The following is a 17,339-nucleotide window of genomic DNA, read 5'->3' on the forward strand; positions in this document are numbered from 1 at the left end:
AGGTAAATTACACTACCTAATCGAATAAATACAATGGCCAAGAAAGGGTCATTCTTCCCACTCGGGCGTCCGGAGTCCGGAGTCACCGAGGTCCCACGGGTCGGCGCCGACGGACTCGCCGTGCCACAGCGAGCGGACCACGTTCCAGAGCCAGACGAGTTGGCCGACGCCGAGGACGAAGGCGGCGACGGTGGCGAACTGCTGGGCGCCCGCGAACGCCGGTGGGTAGGCGGCCATCCGGCGCGGGAGTCCGTCCATCCCCATGACGAGCATCGCGCCGAAGGCGAAGACGACGCCGGCCATCGAGAGCCAGAAGTGGATGGCCGCGAGGGTGTGGTTGTACGTCCGGCCGGTGAACAGCGGGTACCAGTAGTACGAGGCCGAGAACAGCGCGAAGACGATGGTTCCCACGAAGAGGAAGTGAAAGTGCCCGACGACGTAGATGGTCCCGTGGAGGAAGTCGTCGACCGGGACGGCGGCGACGAAGACGCCCGTGACGCCACCGACGACGAAGTTCGCGATGGCGCCGACGGCGAACAGCATCGGGGCGTCGAGGCGGATGCGGCCGTTCCACATCGTCGCTAGCCAGTCGAGCACCTTCACGGAACTCGGGACGGCGATGGCGAGCGTGACGGCCATGAAACTCGACTGGATTCGCGGGTCGAGGCCCGTCGTGAACATGTGGTGTGCCCAGAGACCGAAGGAGAGCACGCCGATGGCGAGCGTCGAGTAGACGGCGCCCTCGTAGCCGAACAGCCGACGGCCGGAGAAGCGCGGAATCACGAGGCTCAGGATGCCCATCGGCGGGAGGACGAGGATGTAGACGACGGGGTGGCCGAAGAACCAGAACATGTGCTGGAAGCCGAGCGGGTCGCCGACGAAGAACGGCGTCCCGGCGACGCGGTCGAGGACGAGCATCAGCGCCGCGGCCATCAACATCGGGAAGGCGAACAACACCATCCCGCTGGTCACCAGCATCGTCCACGAGAAGATGTCGAGGCGGTGCCACGGGACGGTCCGCTCGGAGACGACGGTCGTCAGGAAGTTCGCGGCGTTGGCGACGAACCCCGCGCTGGCGACGAAGATGCCCGCGAGGACGATGGTGACGCCGGCGTTCTGCTTCTCTAGCGAGAGCGGCGGGTAGAACGTCCACCCGGTCATCGGCGGTTCGATCACGTGGTAGCCGACGAGGTCGGTCAGGAGACCGATGCGGACGACGACGATGGCCGGCGGGAGGAGCCACAGACACGCGGCGTTCACGCGGGGGAGAGCCACCTCGTCGGCGCCGACGAGCGTCGGCAGGAGGTAGCTCCCGAGACCGAAGACGACGGGTACCGCGAAGAGGAAGAGCATCGTCAGCCCGTGGGCGGTGAACAGCGCGTTGTACGTCATCTCGCCGTAGATGTTCGCCTTCGGCGTCAGCAGCGCCGTCCGGAGCATCATCGCGTCGACGGCGCCCCACAGTCCGGTCCCCGTCCCGACGACGAGGTAGAGGAGACCGAGGCGCTCGTGGTCGGTGGTCAGAACCCACCGGAGCGGCCACAGCGGGTCGAGGCGGTCAACGTCGTCCATCGTCCTCGTAGAGGGTGAGGTAGTCGGGGAGCGGTTCGACCCGGAGGAACGTCGCGGCGCCGACGAGACCGACGACGCTCGCGGCGAGCATCAGGAGGTCCGGCGAGACCGTGTAGAGGGCGCCGCCGACGACGGAACTCGGGACGACCAGCGCGTTCCGGACCGTCCGGTAGGAGCGACCCGCCCGTTCGTTGCCGGCGTCCGAGAGTTGTTCGACGAACACCTCGCGGGCCGGTTGGCCGACGAGGCGCAGACCGAACACGCCGAACAGCACGGCGACGGCGAGGACGTCCTGTCCGGCGAGGAAGAGCAGGCCGGGGAACGCGGCGGTCACCACGAGGCTGCCGGCGAGCGTCGAGCGCGCGCCGAACTCGCGGACGAGTTCCTCGCCGAGTGGGGCGCTGACGAGTGCGACCGTCGCCTCGACGGCCATGAACAGCGAGAACACGACCACGCTGTCGAGGTGGACACCGAGGACGGACGCGTCGAGGTTCTTCACACTCATCACGTAGAGGACGAGGAACATATGAATCATCCCGACGGCGAACCGGGCGAGCGTGTCGCCGACGAGCAGCGGTTCGAGGTCGCGGGGGAACGAGCGGAGGTCGGCGGAGAGCCGTTCGACCCCGCGGAACTCGATGCGCTCGGGGGGCTTCCCGCCGGTCCCGATGACCAACTGGACGACGAGCGCGGTGAACCCGAGCGCGCCCCCGAGTGCGACGAGGACCTGGAACCCCGGGTGGAACGAGAGGAAGTAGAACACCACGACTACGGGGACCATCCCGACGACCAGCGCGCCGCGGCGGAGCATCTCGCCGGTGTCGAGACCGGTGACGAGCGCCTCGTGGGGCGTCCGGCGGCGGACGTTCGCGAAGGCGGTCCCGGCACCGCGGAGTCGCCAGGTGTAGACGAACACCTGCCCGACGAGCAACCACATCCACGCCGGGAGGTGGACCCCCAGCGGGTCGGTCTTCTCGAACGGTGGGGCGGCCAGCCAGATCACCATCCCGAGAGTGGAGAGACAGCCGACGACGACGAGGACGAGTCGCTCGTCGGCGCTCTCGGGCAGTTCGCCGCTCAGGTACGGGAACACCATCCCGAGGAACATCCCCAGCGTCCCGAACAGGCCGATCGTCAGACCGGAGGCGCCGACGTGCGCGAGTTGGCCGGCGAAGAATCGGTTGGTGAACTGGACGACCAGGTCGTAGCCGAGGACGCTCGTCGCGAGGACGAGAATCTCCGGGCGGCCGCCGACGAGGTCGCCGAGTGACTCGACGTCCGAGAGTGGGTTCGGCCCCAGGGGACCGTCCGAGTCGTCCACGGCCATCTACTCGACGACGACGCGGACGGCTTCGACAGTTCGGCGCCCGAGGAGGACGAGCGCGCGGCCGACGCGACGGAGCGCGTTCCAGACCGTGGCGAACCCACTCCCGACGAGTCGTCCACCGCGTGCGAGGAGCTTCACCCCCCGACTCAGGTCGTGGGCCGCGGACTCGGCGAGTCGGAACGCCGTCCGGAGGGCGCTCGCGAGTTCCGAGAGTCCCTCGGCGACGAGACTCGCCGCCTCGCGGAGGTCGGCCACGACGGCCGCGACGAGACCCGGGATGGCGACGAGCGTGTCCTCGACCGACTCGCGGCCGAAGGCGACCGACGCCTGCCAGAGGAAGATGGCGGTGAACAGGAGGTTCAGCCACAGCGTGTAGCCGTGCGAGATGGTCCTGCCCGTCTCGCCCGCGGCCGGGATGAGGCCCGCGAAGCCGAAGACGTAGTGGACGACGACGCCGGCGACGACGGACGCGAAGGCGTACGAGAGGAAGATGACCGTCGCCATCGTCGTTCCGTAGTAGCGCTTGTAGGTGTTGACCAGCGGCGGGATGATCATGTCGGCGTAGATGAACGACATGATGGCGCCGAAGGGGACACCGTTCGTCCAGAGGATGACGGCGAAGGGGATGTTCCCGACCGAGCAGAGGAACGTGACGACGCCGATGACGACGCCGAGGACGGCGGCGACGACGACGCCACCGAAGCCAGCCTCCGCGGGGAAGAGCTGTGCCCACCACGTCTTGGGGACGAACGCGCCCAGGAGGGAGGCGATGACGAAGCCGACGAAGATGTCTTCCCAGAGCATGTCCCACTCCTTCATCGTGTTCCGCGAGGCGTCCTTCCACCCTTCGAGGGAGGTGGCCTTCTCCTGCCACCCGCGCTCCTCGTCGGGGTTGCGCTCCATGTGCTGGTAGGAGCTCAGACACCCGCCACAGCAGAAGTACTTCGTCTCGCCGTGGAACGTCTCGGAGGCGGTGTCCGGGTCGTCGAGGTCGACCGACATCCCGCAGGCCGCACACTGGATGTCTTCGAGCGAGAGGACGTGCTCGCGGGCGCCCTCGAACACCGACTCGGGGACGTAGTTCATCCAGAGGTAGGCGATGACGACGACCGCGATGACGCCGCCGACGATTTCGCCCACGACGAACTGCCAGCCGAGGAGGACGAGCATGACGAGGAACAACTCGGCGACGAGGTCCGTGGCGGCGAACTGGTAGGCCGCGATGCTCGCCGGTGCGGAGGCCCCTTTCTTGAAGAGCGACTTCGCCGTCGAGGTGGCGGCGAACGAACACGACGACGAGGCGGCGCCCAGGGCCGTCCCGAGTCCGACCTCTTCCCAGTCGTCTCCGCCGAGGTACGACGTCATCGTCTCCTCGGAGACGAACGTCTCGACTGCGCCCGTGATCGTGAACCCGAGAACGAGTGCCCACCAGGTGTCCCACAACATCCCGAAGAAGAGGGCGAACGCTCGGGCGACGTCTTCTAGAACCATGATTGTGTAGCTGGTAGCGGATTTTTACCGCTAGTATCTATCTTCAATTTATACTCCAAAGGTCTAAAAACCCCTCGGCCGTCCGCGCTCACTTAGTGCGTTCGAGGATGGTTCCGCCGGTTCCGACGGCGATGGCGGGGTTGCCCGGCGACGCGAGGAGCGCGCCGTGGAGGTGGACGTCGGTCGTGGGGTGGTCCGCAACCCACCCGTTCGCACCGAAGCGGTAGACGTGGCTGTCCTCGCCGACGAGGAGTCCGCTCTGTCGCGAGCGCTCGATGGCGTTGAACGTCTTCGCGTCGAGGTCGAGGTCGGTCCACTCGAAGCCGTCGAAGCGGTAGAGGTGGCCGTCCCCACCCGCGACGTCGATGGTCGTCGCGTCGAAGGGGGCGATGTCGTGGAGGGCGACGCTCGACCCCGAGATTCCGATCTGCTTCCAGGAGTGTCCACCGTCGACGGATTCGAGGACCTCGCTGTTCGAGTTACAGAGGTAGAGGAAGCCGTGGGTGTCGAACTCGATACCCGTCGAGGACGCGCCGCCGCCGGGCTTTTGGAACGAGTCGACCCAGTTCATCGACCCGTGGTCGTTCTGTCCGTAGAGGAGTTCGCCGGAGCTGTTCGTCAGGAAGACCCACTCCGTCCCCGAGAGACCGACGGTGGCGACGCCGGTCCACGACGAGGTGTGTCCCTCGGGGTAGGAGTAGTCCGTGAACTGGTCGGCGTGGACGTCGTAGCGCGCGACGACGCCGCCGCCGCCACAGAGCCAGAGGGCGCCGCCGTTGTCCGTCACGGCCGCACTGACCAGCGCGGTGTCCTGCCCCTGTGGCCCGTGTTCGAGGACCGGCGACCAGTCCCCATCGCCGCGCTTCAGGACGACGCCACCGGCGCCGACGGCGAACGGGCCACCGCGAGTGCCGACGACCTCGTAGAGGGTGCCCTGTACCGGCGAGTCGACCGGCGACCACGCCGAGTCCGGCGTCGAGTCCGACGATCCGCCGAGACAACCGGCGAGACCGCTGGCGAACGCCGACCCGGCCACTGCGAGGTACGCACGACGAGTTCGTTGCATTGGCTGGTGAGTTGTATTCCCATTGTATTCGAGGAAATAAATCGGTTGTGCCCGTGCCGTCGCGACCGAGCGTGTGGCTCAGAAGGCGACGGGCAGGGCGGGTTGGAGACCGAGCACGACGACGCCGGCGATCAGACAGAGGATGCCGGTCGCGTCGGCGAGTTCCTCGCCCCAGACGGGGATGCGCTCGGCGGCGATCACGAACGTGAAGGCGAGCATCCAGAACTGGTTCATCTCCCCGAAGAACGGCATGAGGAGGAAGAAGACGCCGAAACTGATGATGATGCACTTCACACCGTGGTGGAGGCCGTGGGATAGTCCCTCTCGGAGGCCGGCGTCGCGCGGTTCGACGCGGGCACAGCACTCCCGCAGGAAGGACTGTTTGAACTCCGAGAGCTGGTAGAACCCGGTGAGCACGAGGACCGTCCCGAAGACGAGGGGCGTGTGGGCCTTCGTGACGCCGTAGATGCCGCCGGGGAGGGCGAATTCGAAGGCGAGCGGGACGACGGCCGAGAGCATCCAGACGAGGTTGTAGCCGGCGAAGAAGACGACGATAGTCGCCGCGACGGCGGGAGTCGACCCGCTGAGCGCGTTCGCGTAGTCGCGGCCGTAGCGGGCCATCGCGACGTACATCATCGCCCACATCATCACGCCCCACATCACGAAGTACTTCGCGACGGCGGTGACCGTCCCGACGTGTGCGACGGCGGCCTCGACGGCACCGGGCGCGGCCATCGGGATGCCCTGCTCCATCAGCCACATCATCCCGGGCATGGGGACGTGGCCACGGAGGAGGAGGAACCACCAGACGGCGTTGACGAGCACCAGGCCGGTGACCGTCGCGGTCGTCCGGTTCGACTCGACGCCGAGCGCCTCCGTGTCGAAGCGACTGTCGAGTTGCTCGTCGAAGTGCTCGCGGAAGCTCATCGAGTCACCTCGCGGGCGGCGTTGGCGGCGTGTCCGTAGGTGTGGAGCGACTCGTCCGTGTCGTGGTCGCCGAAGGGCCAGAATCGGAACATCGGTCGTGGTATGTTCGTTTCTACGCACCAGACGGCTTAATTAATTACGGCCGGAAACAGTCTGAAAATAGACTATCGCTCGTGGGGCGGACGCTCTCGCTGCGGCGTGAACGTTCCAGGCGCCGAGGTCCGCTGGACGACCGTCGCGACGCGGAGGATGTACGCGAAGAGGATGGAGAACGGGAGGAACGAGACCGCCAGTCCGGCGGCGACGAGGACGAGCAGCGGCGTCGCGTTCACGATGGGTGGGTAGCCGCTGGCGTACAGCATGACGATGAACGTCGACGCGAGGAAAGAGGCGATGCCGCTGTACGCGAGCCACCGCGAGAGGGCGGCAAGTTCCTGCTGGAGGTAGACCGACTTGAAGTACTGCCGGGCGACGTCGACGGCGACGAGGAGTTCTTGGAGCGTGGCGAGCGTCTCTTCGGCCCCCGTCGAGAGGTCGTCGGCGTGTTCGGCGCGGATGTGTCGAACCCGGTTGACGTACGTCGAGTAGTCGTGGTTCATCATCGGCAGGAGGATGGCGAACAGCGTCGAGCCGTGTGCGGCCACCTCGGCTTCGACTTCCTCGATGTCCTCGTCGAGGTCGCGGACGAAGTCCCCGACGGCGTGACGCGTCTCCTCGGGCGCGGTGCTCACGTCGTCGAGGAGCGTCTGCGACCGGTCGCGGACGGTCTCCAGGACGAGCGTGAGGAACGCCGAGGGGTCGGTCGGCGAGACCGGCGTGTCGGCGAGTTCCTCGACGTCCGCGCGGAACGACCGGACGTCGTCGAGGCGCTCGCGCAACCCCTCCGGCGTGCCGAACAGCCGCGTCATCGTCAGCGAGTTGATGGCGATGACGATGGGGACGAACGAGAACAGCCCCGCGATGATGGTCGAGAACATCGTCGTCACGAAACTGCTCTCCCGGACGCCGATGACGTCGACGATACCGAGGGAGAACGTCAGGAGGAACATACCGCCCGTGAGCGCACCGACGAGGTGCCAGCGATTCCCCTCCAGGACGAGCCACCGGTGGGCGTCGTGTCGTCGTTCTTCGTCGGCGAGGGCGAGGGCGCCGAGTAGACCGGCCCCCCACCCGTACCTCGCGAGGACGCGGACCGCGACCAGACCGAGTCTGGCCGCGACGTGCACTCCCGCGAACAGGAGGCCGAAGAGCTTCACACCGTACCCGAGGACGTCGTTTTTCGAAACGGACATAGCTGGTAGTTGCTGGTTACACGCCGAAGATGCGACTGAGTCCACCCTCGGTGGCGAGCGAGGAGAGGACGAGCGCGAGCGAACCGATCATCAGGATGAGGACGAGGACCCGACGGAGGATGGTCGAACGCGTACTCCGCAGGTTCGTCCAGGCCTTCGGGTGGTAGCCGAGGTACCAGAGGCTGATGATCGAACCGAGGTTGATCGAGAGCATGTTCACGAGGACGACCGCACCGGAACCGACGACGGCCATCGGCCGGCCCCACGCGATACCGACGCCCATGACGCCGATCGGCGGGACGAGTGCCGCGGCCATCATGACGCCGACCAGTTCGACGGATCCGCTCGTCGAGAGGCTGATGGCGCCCGCGATGCCGGCGCCGATGGCGACCGTGATGAGCAGGAACGTCGGTGACGAGTAGTTGCTCAACTGCAAGGTCTGCGCGACGTTGATCCCCTTCGGGACCAGCGCGGTCACCTTCGCGAAGTAGGCGAACGCCGTCGCGGCGACGATGGCGAGGACGCCGCCGACGATTTGGTGTTCGGCCGCCCGGGCGAACAGGTGCTCGTCGTCGAGGACGGTCGAGACGCTCGTCGCCATCGGCGGGCCGATGAGCGGGGCGATGACCATCGAGCCGACCAGCACCGAGAGGGAGTTGAGGAGGACCCCCGAGGTCGCGACGATGGCCGCGATGGCGGTGAGGATCGAGTAGATAGTGAGGTCCGGGAGCATGTCGGCGGCCGTCGAGTGCAACTCGTCGCGCGAGATACGCTCGGGACCTTCGGACTCCATGACACCGTGCTGTTCGCGAATGTCGAGTCGGGGCGAGACGACGGCCTCGGGGTCGCTCACGACGGTGTAGACGTCTTTGCCCGCGTTGATGTCCACGAGGCTCTCGTCGACCTCGTCCTGAATCCACTCGACCTCGCCCGCGGGGAGGGTGAAGATGACGATGGCGGAGTCGTCCGCGTCCGCGGTTTGGTCCGAGACCGCGAAGTCGATGTTCTCCTGTTCGAGAACGTCGGTGACCCGGTCGCGGGCCTCCGCGGACATCACCATCATCTCCACTTTCCGCATGTCTTGACGTGCCATTCCTATCGCCTCCTGGGGGGTGCACTCGGTCGGTGAGAGAGCGATACCACCGGATCCGTGCCCGAGAACGAGCGCGTCTCGCCTCTCGCGCTCCGCTCGGGCGACTCACAATTCATACTCTCTTGTACCTATAAAATTATAGAATCTGGCTACGTAAAAAATGACTGGCCAGTGAAGACACTGGAGACTGTGTCCACGTTGTAGACACTGCCGCACGCGTGAAGAAAAACGGAGAGCCGCAGCCCGAGAGTCTACAGGCGCGTGACGTTCGTCGCGCGCGGGCCTTTCTCGGACTGTTCGATGTCGAACTCCACCTCTTGTCCCTCCTCGAGGTCGGGACCACCGACGTCCTCCATGTGGAAGAACACGTCCTCGTCGGACTCGTCGGTTTCGATGAAGCCGTACCCTTTCTCGTCGTTGAAGAAGTCTACCGTACCGGTTGCCATCAGCGGAACTCCACCTAGACAAACGGTACCGAGGTACTTAATCGCTCCGCCGCGAGTGAACGTCCACTTTTTCCACCGTCTGCACCCTACTTGACGATATGGGCGAGAGCAGCGAGTCGAAGTGGGCCGAAGTGTCGACGCCGGTCTCGTCGACGCTCTACGCCGTCGAACGCACTCGCAGTGGCGCAGTCGCCGTCGGAAGTGGCGGGAACATCCTCGTCCGACGCGACGGCGGGTGGACGACCGCCGACGCGGACGGCCCGGGCGACGCCGGGAACTCGCTGTACGCGGCCGCGAGCACCGACGACGGGAAGCGCGTCTGGTTCGGCGGGTCCAGCGGCGCACTCGGGTACTACGACGTCGCGGCCGACGAGGTCGTCGACTACTCCGCACCCGAGGGAATCACGGGGTCGTGGAAGGCCATCGCCGTCGCCGGAACCGCCGGCAGGGAGAAGGTCCTCGTCGCCAACGGGAGCGCCGAAGTACTGAGCGGAACGATTTCGGGCGGGAAGCCCGAGACGGTCGACTGGGTCTACGCAGCCAGTTCGGACGACGGCGACGGTCTCGGCGGCGGGTCGAGCGTCCACTCCATCGAGGCGGGACCCGACGCCCCCTACGCGACGAACTCCAGCGGCGGGCTGTTCCACGTCGTCGACGGCCAGTGGGTCCACACCGGGATCGAGGCGGCCGAGTCGACGATATACGACGTCCACGTCGACGAGCAGGTCACCCTCGCAGTCGGCGCCAACGGGTACGTCTACCGCCGAGTCGACTCCTCGTGGGAAGCCTCCGACGTCGCAAGCGGCCCGCTCTACGGCGTCGGCCGCGACCCGAAGGGTCTCGTCGCCGTCGGGGCCAGCGGGCGGCTCTTCCGCCGCGTCGCACCGGGCCAGTGGACCCGCGTCCAAACCCCGATGGACGAACCGCTACGCGACCTCGAACTCGCGACCGATCCCGAACTCGTCGTCGGCGGGAGCGGGACCATCCTCGAACGACCGACGCCCGAGAAGAAGTCCGGCGGGTCGAACCGTGACGCCGACTCGACGCCGAATTCGTCGTCGGGACCGTCGAAGTCGTCGACACCACAGCAATCGAACACCAACGAGGAGTCGCGCTACAACGAGTAGTGAGCCGTCTCGACCGTCCCTCGACGGCAGCCTCTCGTGTCGCAGGTATCGGGTACTCGGAGCGACGGGTGAAGCCGCTGGTGACGTGACTAGACGTCAGCGAAGAAGTGTAGGAAATCTGGTAGTAGTCCCGGGCAGATTCGAACTATCGAACGACTCGTTTCCCTCGTCCTTCGGAGTCCGAATCTGCGGGCTATCCGCTCCTCACCGTCGTTCGTCGCAGAATAGTCCCGGGCAGATTCGAACTGCCGTCACGGGCTTACTTCCCCGTACGCTGGAAACCGCACGAGTCCAAAGGCCCGTATGATTGGCCACTACACCACGGGACTGCTCACTAAGGTGTAGGAACGCAGGCGCACAATAAGGTTACTTTCTCCGGTCGAGTGTGACCGCGCCGCTCTCGACGTACCGATGACAGGGTCGACAGAGCGTGACGACGTTCTCTAGCGTGTGAGCATCCTGTGGATCGTCGAAATCCCGAACCCGACGGAGGTGGTGGACGTCGGGGTTCCGGTCGAGTTGTTCCTCCGTCTCTCCGCAGTGCTGGCAGGTGTACTCGTCGCGCTCCAGTGCGCGTCGCCGAACGCGCCACCACTTCTTCCCGTAGTCGAGAGTCCCGCCCTCCCACTGGTGGTGGTCCTCCCCGACGACGTTCTCGGAGAGCCACGCGCCGTAGCAGTCGGCGTCGCAGAACTGGCCGTACCCCTCCTCGCGAACGTCCGACAGGAGTCGTTCGAGTTCGGCCCCACAATGCTCGCACGGGACTCGCTCCCGGTCGACGCGCTCCGAGTAGTTCTCGGGGAGGAGACCTTCGGCCGACTCTACACACGCAGAACAGTACACTCCTTCCTTGTCCGAGGGGTAGTACTCGAAGTCGTCACCACAGGTCTGGCACGTCGCCGTCCGCTTCGCACCCCGCCAGTTCCCGTTCATCTCGCCCTTCGCCGAGTAGCAATCGTCGCAGTACACCCGCCGCGATTTGGGGTCGTAGAACTCGACGTCAAACTTCTCACACGTCCGGTTCGGGAGCGGGTCGCCGTGGACTTTCGTGTGGTGCTGGCGCATCCCTCGCTCGGTAGCCAGCGTCGTTCCGCAGGTCGGACAGTCCATACCGCGGACACTCGACGCCGCGTGATGAACCCGACCCAAGCGTGGTGAAAGTGAAGAGGGTCTCGCCTTTCCGAGATTCTCGCTCACTCCGTTCGCTCCGAATCTCGCCCGTTCCGAATCTCCCTGCTCGCGTGTCGCTCCCTCCGGTCGCTCCCGCTCGCCTTCCGGAGATTCTCGCTCACTCCGTTCGCTCCGAATCTCCTAGTCGTCGGCCTCGACGCCCATCTCCTCGACGAGGTGTTTGCAGGCGTCGGCCTCGGGGTCGAAACACTCCGGGCAGTCGGGTTCCCGGTCGACGAGCATGTCGAGGCGGTCCGCAACCGTCTCGTCGATGACGGGTTCGAGTTGGCCGGCCTCGTCGCGAAATTCCTCGACGTCGAGGACGTTCGCGAGGAAGCGTTCGAGAATGCAGTAGGTCTGGAGGGCGTCGCGGGCCCGCTCGATGCCCTCGTCGGTGAGACTCGTCCCCTTGTACTTCTCGTGTTCGACGAGTCCGCGGTCGGCGAGTTTCCCGACCATCTCGTTCGCGCTGGCGGGACTCACGTCGAGCGCGTCGGCGAGCGCACCGGTCGAAGCGGGACCGTCCTCCTGCAACTGGACGAGGTAGATCGTCTTGAGATATTGGTCTGCAGTGTTCACGGGAGACACCTCCGGCGGCGAGCGCGGGGTCGGATCGTTCGAGTCGTCGATTCGGCGGCGTTCATGCGCGCTCCTCCATGAGTTCGGCGATCTCTTCGACTCCCTCCGCCTCGGCCTCGCGGATGTCCCGGAGGGTGTCGAGGAGTTCCTCGCGGTCGACGCCGAAGTCGGCGTCGCTCGCCTCGACCGCCTCGACGAGGTCGTCGTAGAACTTGTACGCGGTCTCTTCGCCGTTGAGTTGGTCGTAGAGGACGCTGTCGAAGTCCGTCCCGTCGCGGGCGTACTGCGCCTCGACGATGGCTTCGATGTCCTCGAAGGGGACGCTCTCGGCGTCGAGTTCGTCGATGAGCGCTTCGAGTCGGCGCCGGTGTTTGGCGGACTCCTCGCGAGCGTCTTCGAGGAGGTCCTCGATTCGCTCGTCGCGTTCGTCCTCGGGGAGTCGCTGGTAGTGCTGGTAGGCGCGTACCTCGACGACCTCTTCGAGGACGACGCCGATCTGGAGGAGGCGAGCGAGTTGCTCGTCCGACTCGACGCGGGCGGCCGACTTCACGCCGAGCCACCCCCGTCCGGGCCTGTTCGCATACACGCCCCTTCGTGCGCGCGGACTTAAGCCATGCCGTCTCTCGACGCGGGCGCTCGGCACCCGGTGCCGTCGCTCGGTGTGGGAGACGGAGCGGAGAAGAGAGACGAGAGAAGCGCGAAAGAAGCGAGACCGAGACGGAGACGTCGCGAGTTACTGTCGGAGGCGCTCGGCGATGCGCTCTTCGAGGTCGTCGCGGAGTTCCTCGACCTCGATCTCTTCGAGGACGGGGACGAAGAAGCCCTCCACGAGCATGTTCTTCGCGGATTGCGGGTCGACGCCGCGCGAGACCATGTAGAAGAGGTCCTCCTGGTCGATCTGGCCGACCGTCGCGGAGTGGGAGGCCTCGGTGTCGTGGTTGTTGATGATGAGCTTCGGGGAGGCGTCGGCCTCGGACTCGTCGCTCAGCATCAGGGTGTTCTCACGCTGGTAGGACGAGGTGTCCCACGCGTCGCGGCCGACGTCCTGGACACCCTCGTAGACGGAGCGGGAGTGGTCGTCGATGACGCCGCGAGTGACGAGGTCCGCCGTCGTGTGCTCGGCCTTGTGCCAGACCTTCGAGTCGAGGTCGAAGTGCTGGTCCTCGTGGCCGAAGAACGCGCCGACGATCTTCGTCTCGGAGCTGTCGCCGTTGAGTTCGGTGGCGACGGAGGTCTTCGTGAGACGGGAGCCGAGGTTGCCCTCGATCCAGTCGACCGTGGCGTACGTGTCGGCGTCGCCACGCTTGATGGTGTAGTTGTAGGTCGTCTGGTCGAAGTCCTGCAGCGACCCGTACTGGACGTAGGAGTTCTCCCCGGCGTCGACTTCGACGACACCGGAGTAGTAGCGCTCGCCTTCGACGTCTTCGCCGGTGTCCTGGCGCTCCAGGATGGTGACCGAGGAGGACCCCTCGGTGACGACGAGCGTGTAGTTGAACAGCGAGCGGCCGTTCATCGTCGTCCGGATCTTCACGTCCTCGGCGTCGACGCCGCGGGGGACGTAGACGAGCGTACCGGTCGTGAAGAGCGCGGTGGAGAGCGCCGTCAGGCGGTTCTCCTGCGGGTCGACGTTCTGGCCGAAGTGCTCCTCGACGAGTTCGGAGAGGTCCGCGTCGTCGAACGCCTTGTGGAAGGGAACCACGGTGGCGTCGTCGACGCCGACCCAGTCCTTCTCCTCGGTCTGTTCGAGGGGTTCGACGAGCGTCTCGAAGTCGAGGTCTTCGAGGTTCGTCCACTTGCGGCCGGGCGTCTCGATGACGCTCGGGAAGTCGAGGTCCTCGATGGCGTCGAGGGCCTCGAGACGGGTCTCGAGGAGCCACTCGGGCTCACCGCGTTCCTCGGCGATGCGACGGACGGTTTCTTCGGAGATGTCCTTGTGCAACTGCGTGCTCATGGGTTACCCGAGGCTTCCCTCCATCTCGAGTTCGATGAGGCGGTTGAGTTCGACCGCGTACTCGATGGGCAGTTCCTCCGTGATGGGTTCGATGAACCCGGCGACGATCATCTGCTTGGCGTCGTCGTCGTCCAGTCCGCGCGACTGGAGGTAGAAGACGTCTTCGTCGCCGATCTTCCCGACGGTCGCCTCGTGGGCGACGTCGACCTTCGACTCGTTGATCTCCATGTACGGCATGGTGTCGGAGGTCGACTCGTTGTCGAACATCAGCGCGTCACACTCGACGGACGTGCTGGAGTTCTCGGCGCCGTCGGCGATGTGGACGAGACCGCGGTAGTTGGTGCGGCCGCCGTCCTTCGAGATGGACTTCGACTCGATGGTCGACTTCGTCTCGGGGGCGTTGTGGTAGACCTTCGCACCGGTGTCGATGTTTTGGTCCTCGCCGGCGAACGCGATGGTGATGTGGTTGTCCGTCGCGCCGCGGCCCTTGAGGATGGTACACGGGTAGAGCATCGTGGCCTTCGAGCCCATCGAGCCCGAGATCCACTCCATCGTGCCGTTCTCCTCGACGATGGCGCGCTTCGTGTTGAGGTTGTAGGTGTTCTTCGACCAGTTCTGCACCGTGGAGTACTGGACGTGGGCGTCCTCGCCGACGAACACTTCGACGCCACCGGAGTGGAGGTTGTGCGAGCCGTACTTCGGCGCGCTACAGCCCTCGATGTAGTGGACTTCGGAGCCTTCCTCGGCGATGATGAGCGTGTGCTCGAACTGGCCCATCCCCTCGGAGTTCATCCGGAAGTAGGCCTGCACGGGCATGTTGACCGTCACGTCCTCGGGGACGTAGACGAACGACCCGCCGGACCAGACGGCGCCGTGGAGCGCGGCGAACTTGTTGTCGCTCGGGGGGACGCACTTCGTCATGAAGTACTCCTTGACGAGCTCGGGGTACTCCCGAACGGCCTCGTCCATGTTGCAGAAGACGACGCCCTTCTCTTCCCAGCGCTCCTGCATGTTCTGGTAGACGACCTCGGACTCGTACTGGGCGCCGACGCCGGAGAGCGCCTCGCGCTCGGCCTCGGGGATGCCCAGCTGTTCGAAGGTATCCTGGATCTCGTCCGGGAGGTCCTCCCAGTTGTCCGCGCCCGAGCGCTTGTCGACGTCGGGGCGGATGTAGGGGACGATCTGTTCGATGTCGACCTCGGACAGGTCGGGCTGACCCGGCCAGTCGGTCGGCATCGGCATGTTCTGCCAGTGCTCGAGTGCGCGGAGGCGCCGTTCGAGCATCCAGTCGGGTTCGTCCTTGTCCTCGGAGATGAGGCGGACCGTCTCCTCGGTCAGGCCCTTCCCCGTCTCGAAGGCGGACTTCTGCTCCTTCTTGAACTCGAAGCGAGCTTCCGTGTCGGTCTCCTTGAGGTGGTCTTGTTCTTCGGAACTCATTGTTGATTGTTGGTTACGTCTGTAGTCATATGGGGCTTTGCTAGCCGGGTTGGGTTACGCGGTCTCGTAGACTTCCTCGCGGACCCAGTCGTAGCCCTTGTCCTCGAGCTTCTCTGCGAGCTCGGGGCCACCCTCCAGGGCGATTTCGCCGTCGATCATGATGTGGACCGTGTCGGGCTCGACGTAGTCGAGGATGCGCTGGTAGTGCGTGATCTGGAGAACGCCGGTGTTCTGCTCGTCGCGCAGGGCTTCGATGCCGTTGGCGACGTCCTGCAGACGGTCGATGTCCAGCCCGGAGTCGATCTCGTCGAGCACGGCGATGGCCGGCTCGAGGATGGCGGCCTGGAGGACCTCGTTTTGCTTCTTCTCGCCGCCCGAGAAGCCCGCGTTCAGGTAGCGCTGGGCGAACTGCTCGTCCATGTCCAGTTGCTCCATCTTCTCGGAGAGGAGCTGCTGGAACTCGGCGACGCCGATCTCGCCCTCGTCGGCGGGACCCTCCATCGGGGAGGTCTCGTAGCCGGCTTCCTCTTCTTCTTCCTCCTCGCCCTCTTCCTCGAAGAGCAGCTCGTTGCGCTCCTCGATCTTGGCGTTGAGTGCCGTACGGAGGAAGTTCGTCATCGTGACGCCCTCGATCTCCGCGGGGTACTGGAACGCGAGGAAGATGCCGAGCGCCGCGCGCTCGTTCGGCTCTAGTTCCAGGAGGTTCCAGGTGCGCTTCTCCTCGGGAATCTCCTCGACGCCCTCGAAGTCGTCGGCGTCGAGGTGGAGCAGTACTTCACCTTCGGTAACCTCGTAGGCGGGGTGGCCGGCGATGACCTTGGAGGTCGTCGACTTGCCACTGCCGTTGGGTCCCATCAGGGCGTGAATCTCGCCGGAGCTGACCTCGAGGTCGACTCCGTTGAGAATCTTCTCCCCCTCCTCGGCCACTTCCGCGTGGACGTTCTTGAGTTCGAGCGTAGCCATTGATTAGGTCATCCAAAAGAAGGGTTCTTGCACGCATAATGCTTACGCATTTTCGGGGTGACGCTTTCTGGAACTGAAAAATCAGTTTTCGATTCTGAAACAGTTTCGCGCGGGGAAAGAGCGAAAACCCCACCGGACGCAGAACGGGGTATGACCGACGACACACCACTCGACGGACGAACCGCACTTGTCACCGGGGCGAGCGCAGGTATCGGCGCGGCGACGGCCCGCGCGCTGGCACGGGACGGCGCCGACGTCGTCCTCGCCGCACGGAGCGAGGAGCGACTCAGCGAACTCGCCGCCGACGTCAGCGCCACCTACGGCGTCGAGGCGGAGGCCGTCCCCACGGACGTCACCGACGAGGACGCCGTCGCCGCGATGGTCGAGGCCACCGTCGACGAGTTCGGCGGACTCGACGTCCTCGTGAACAACGCCGGTCTCGCCCGCGGCGGCGACGTCGCCGAGATGTCCACGGACGCGTACCGAACGATGATGGACGTCAACTGCGACGGGATGTTCTTCGCCACCCGCGAGGCGCTCCCTCACCTCGTCGAGAACGAGGGGAACCTCGTCTTCGTCGGGAGTTTCGCCGGGCAGTACCCCCGGCCCGGGAACCCGGTGTACGCCGCGACGAAGTGGTGGACCCGCGGGTTCGCCCACAGCGTCGAGGCGGCCTACGGCGACGAGGGATTGGCGGTCACCGTCGTCAATCCCACGGAGGTCCGCTCGGAGTTCGGCAGCGAAGTCGGCGACCCCTTCGAGGAGCGCTTCGAACCCGGCGAGGCGAGCGAACCCGCGGAGATCGCCGACGCCATCGCCTTCGCCGCCCGACAGAAACCGCCGTCGACGGTCAGCGAACTCGACCTCTACCGCCGCGACAAGTTCGCCCACTTCTGAG

General features: G+C 65.6%; 16 protein-coding genes and 1 tRNA gene. 2 read left to right on the top strand and 15 right to left on the bottom strand.

Features of this window, described 5'->3' with window-relative positions; all coding sequences use genetic code 11:
* Window positions 1–48: 48 nt before the first annotated feature.
* The 8 genes from P0Y33_RS08125 to P0Y33_RS08160 all read right to left on the bottom strand — a co-directional run bounded on the left by P0Y33_RS08125 (window position 49) and on the right by P0Y33_RS08160 (window position 9,214).
* The gene (locus tag P0Y33_RS08125; RefSeq protein ID WP_279530040.1) at window positions 49–1,572 is read right to left on the bottom strand and encodes a cbb3-type cytochrome c oxidase subunit I; all 1,524 of its coding nucleotides are present in this window, start codon (window positions 1,570–1,572) and stop codon (window positions 49–51) included.
* Window positions 1,559–2,899 carry an MFS transporter gene (locus tag P0Y33_RS08130; protein WP_279530041.1) on the bottom strand — a complete coding sequence of 447 codons (1,341 nt, stop codon included), beginning with the start codon at window positions 2,897–2,899 and terminating at the stop codon, window positions 1,559–1,561. Before P0Y33_RS08130 ends, P0Y33_RS08125 begins: the two co-directional genes overlap by 14 nt.
* Window positions 2,900–4,390 (bottom strand): permease, encoded by a 1,491-nt coding sequence (locus P0Y33_RS08135; protein WP_279530042.1) that lies wholly within the window; start codon window positions 4,388–4,390, stop codon window positions 2,900–2,902.
* Window positions 4,391–4,478: 88 nt separating this feature from the next.
* On the bottom strand, window positions 4,479–5,456 hold the full coding sequence (locus P0Y33_RS08140; RefSeq protein ID WP_279530043.1) for a WD40/YVTN/BNR-like repeat-containing protein: 978 nt from the start codon (window positions 5,454–5,456) through the stop codon (window positions 4,479–4,481).
* A 78-nt stretch (window positions 5,457–5,534) separates the two neighbouring features.
* Window positions 5,535–6,383, bottom strand: a complete 849-nt coding sequence (locus tag P0Y33_RS08145; protein WP_279530044.1) for a DUF2182 domain-containing protein — start codon at window positions 6,381–6,383, stop codon at window positions 5,535–5,537.
* Window positions 6,384–6,547: 164 nt separating this feature from the next.
* A complete protein-coding gene (locus P0Y33_RS08150) occupies window positions 6,548–7,675 on the bottom strand; it encodes a hypothetical protein (RefSeq protein ID WP_279530045.1) in 1,128 nt (375 codons plus the stop codon).
* A 16-nt stretch (window positions 7,676–7,691) separates the two neighbouring features.
* A complete protein-coding gene (locus tag P0Y33_RS08155) occupies window positions 7,692–8,768 on the bottom strand; it encodes a TIGR00341 family protein (protein WP_279530046.1) in 1,077 nt (358 codons plus the stop codon).
* A 251-nt stretch (window positions 8,769–9,019) separates the two neighbouring features.
* Window positions 9,020–9,214 carry a cold-shock protein gene (locus tag P0Y33_RS08160; RefSeq protein WP_279530047.1) on the bottom strand — a complete coding sequence of 65 codons (195 nt, stop codon included), beginning with the start codon at window positions 9,212–9,214 and terminating at the stop codon, window positions 9,020–9,022.
* Window positions 9,215–9,312: 98 nt separating this feature from the next.
* Between P0Y33_RS08160 and P0Y33_RS08165 the strand changes: the two genes are divergently transcribed.
* Complete coding sequence (locus P0Y33_RS08165) at window positions 9,313–10,341, top strand: hypothetical protein (protein WP_279530048.1); 1,029 nt, start codon at window positions 9,313–9,315, stop codon at window positions 10,339–10,341.
* A 225-nt stretch (window positions 10,342–10,566) separates the two neighbouring features.
* Here P0Y33_RS08165 and P0Y33_RS08170 read toward each other — a convergent pair.
* The 7 genes from P0Y33_RS08170 to P0Y33_RS08200 all read right to left on the bottom strand — a co-directional run bounded on the left by P0Y33_RS08170 (window position 10,567) and on the right by P0Y33_RS08200 (window position 16,441).
* A tRNA-Gln gene (locus P0Y33_RS08170) sits at window positions 10,567–10,670 on the bottom strand.
* A 37-nt stretch (window positions 10,671–10,707) separates the two neighbouring features.
* Window positions 10,708–11,451: an HNH endonuclease gene (locus P0Y33_RS08175; protein WP_279530049.1), complete on the bottom strand. Its 744-nt coding sequence runs from the start codon at window positions 11,449–11,451 to the stop codon at window positions 10,708–10,710.
* A 201-nt stretch (window positions 11,452–11,652) separates the two neighbouring features.
* Window positions 11,653–12,090, bottom strand: a complete 438-nt coding sequence (locus P0Y33_RS08180) for a metal-dependent transcriptional regulator (RefSeq protein ID WP_279530050.1) — start codon at window positions 12,088–12,090, stop codon at window positions 11,653–11,655.
* A gap of 61 nt (window positions 12,091–12,151) precedes the next feature.
* Window positions 12,152–12,640 carry a ferritin-like domain-containing protein gene (locus P0Y33_RS08185; protein WP_279530051.1) on the bottom strand — a complete coding sequence of 163 codons (489 nt, stop codon included), beginning with the start codon at window positions 12,638–12,640 and terminating at the stop codon, window positions 12,152–12,154.
* Window positions 12,641–12,823: 183 nt separating this feature from the next.
* Window positions 12,824–14,041, bottom strand: coding sequence for a Fe-S cluster assembly protein SufD (gene sufD / locus P0Y33_RS08190; protein WP_279530052.1), 1,218 nt, complete (start codon window positions 14,039–14,041; stop codon window positions 12,824–12,826).
* A 3-nt stretch (window positions 14,042–14,044) separates the two neighbouring features.
* Window positions 14,045–15,478 (bottom strand): Fe-S cluster assembly protein SufB, encoded by a 1,434-nt coding sequence (gene sufB / locus P0Y33_RS08195; RefSeq protein WP_279530053.1) that lies wholly within the window; start codon window positions 15,476–15,478, stop codon window positions 14,045–14,047.
* A gap of 54 nt (window positions 15,479–15,532) precedes the next feature.
* Window positions 15,533–16,441 carry an ABC transporter ATP-binding protein gene (locus P0Y33_RS08200; protein ID WP_279530054.1) on the bottom strand — a complete coding sequence of 303 codons (909 nt, stop codon included), beginning with the start codon at window positions 16,439–16,441 and terminating at the stop codon, window positions 15,533–15,535.
* Between the two features lie 150 nt (window positions 16,442–16,591).
* Between P0Y33_RS08200 and P0Y33_RS08205 the strand changes: the two genes are divergently transcribed.
* Window positions 16,592–17,338: an SDR family oxidoreductase gene (locus tag P0Y33_RS08205; protein ID WP_279530055.1), complete on the top strand. Its 747-nt coding sequence runs from the start codon at window positions 16,592–16,594 to the stop codon at window positions 17,336–17,338.
* The last annotated feature ends 1 nt before the right edge of the window (window position 17,339 follow it).

The organism is Halospeciosus flavus, assembly GCF_029814175.1.
In the GTDB taxonomy this organism is placed as follows: domain Archaea; phylum Halobacteriota; class Halobacteria; order Halobacteriales; family Halobacteriaceae; genus Halospeciosus; species Halospeciosus flavus.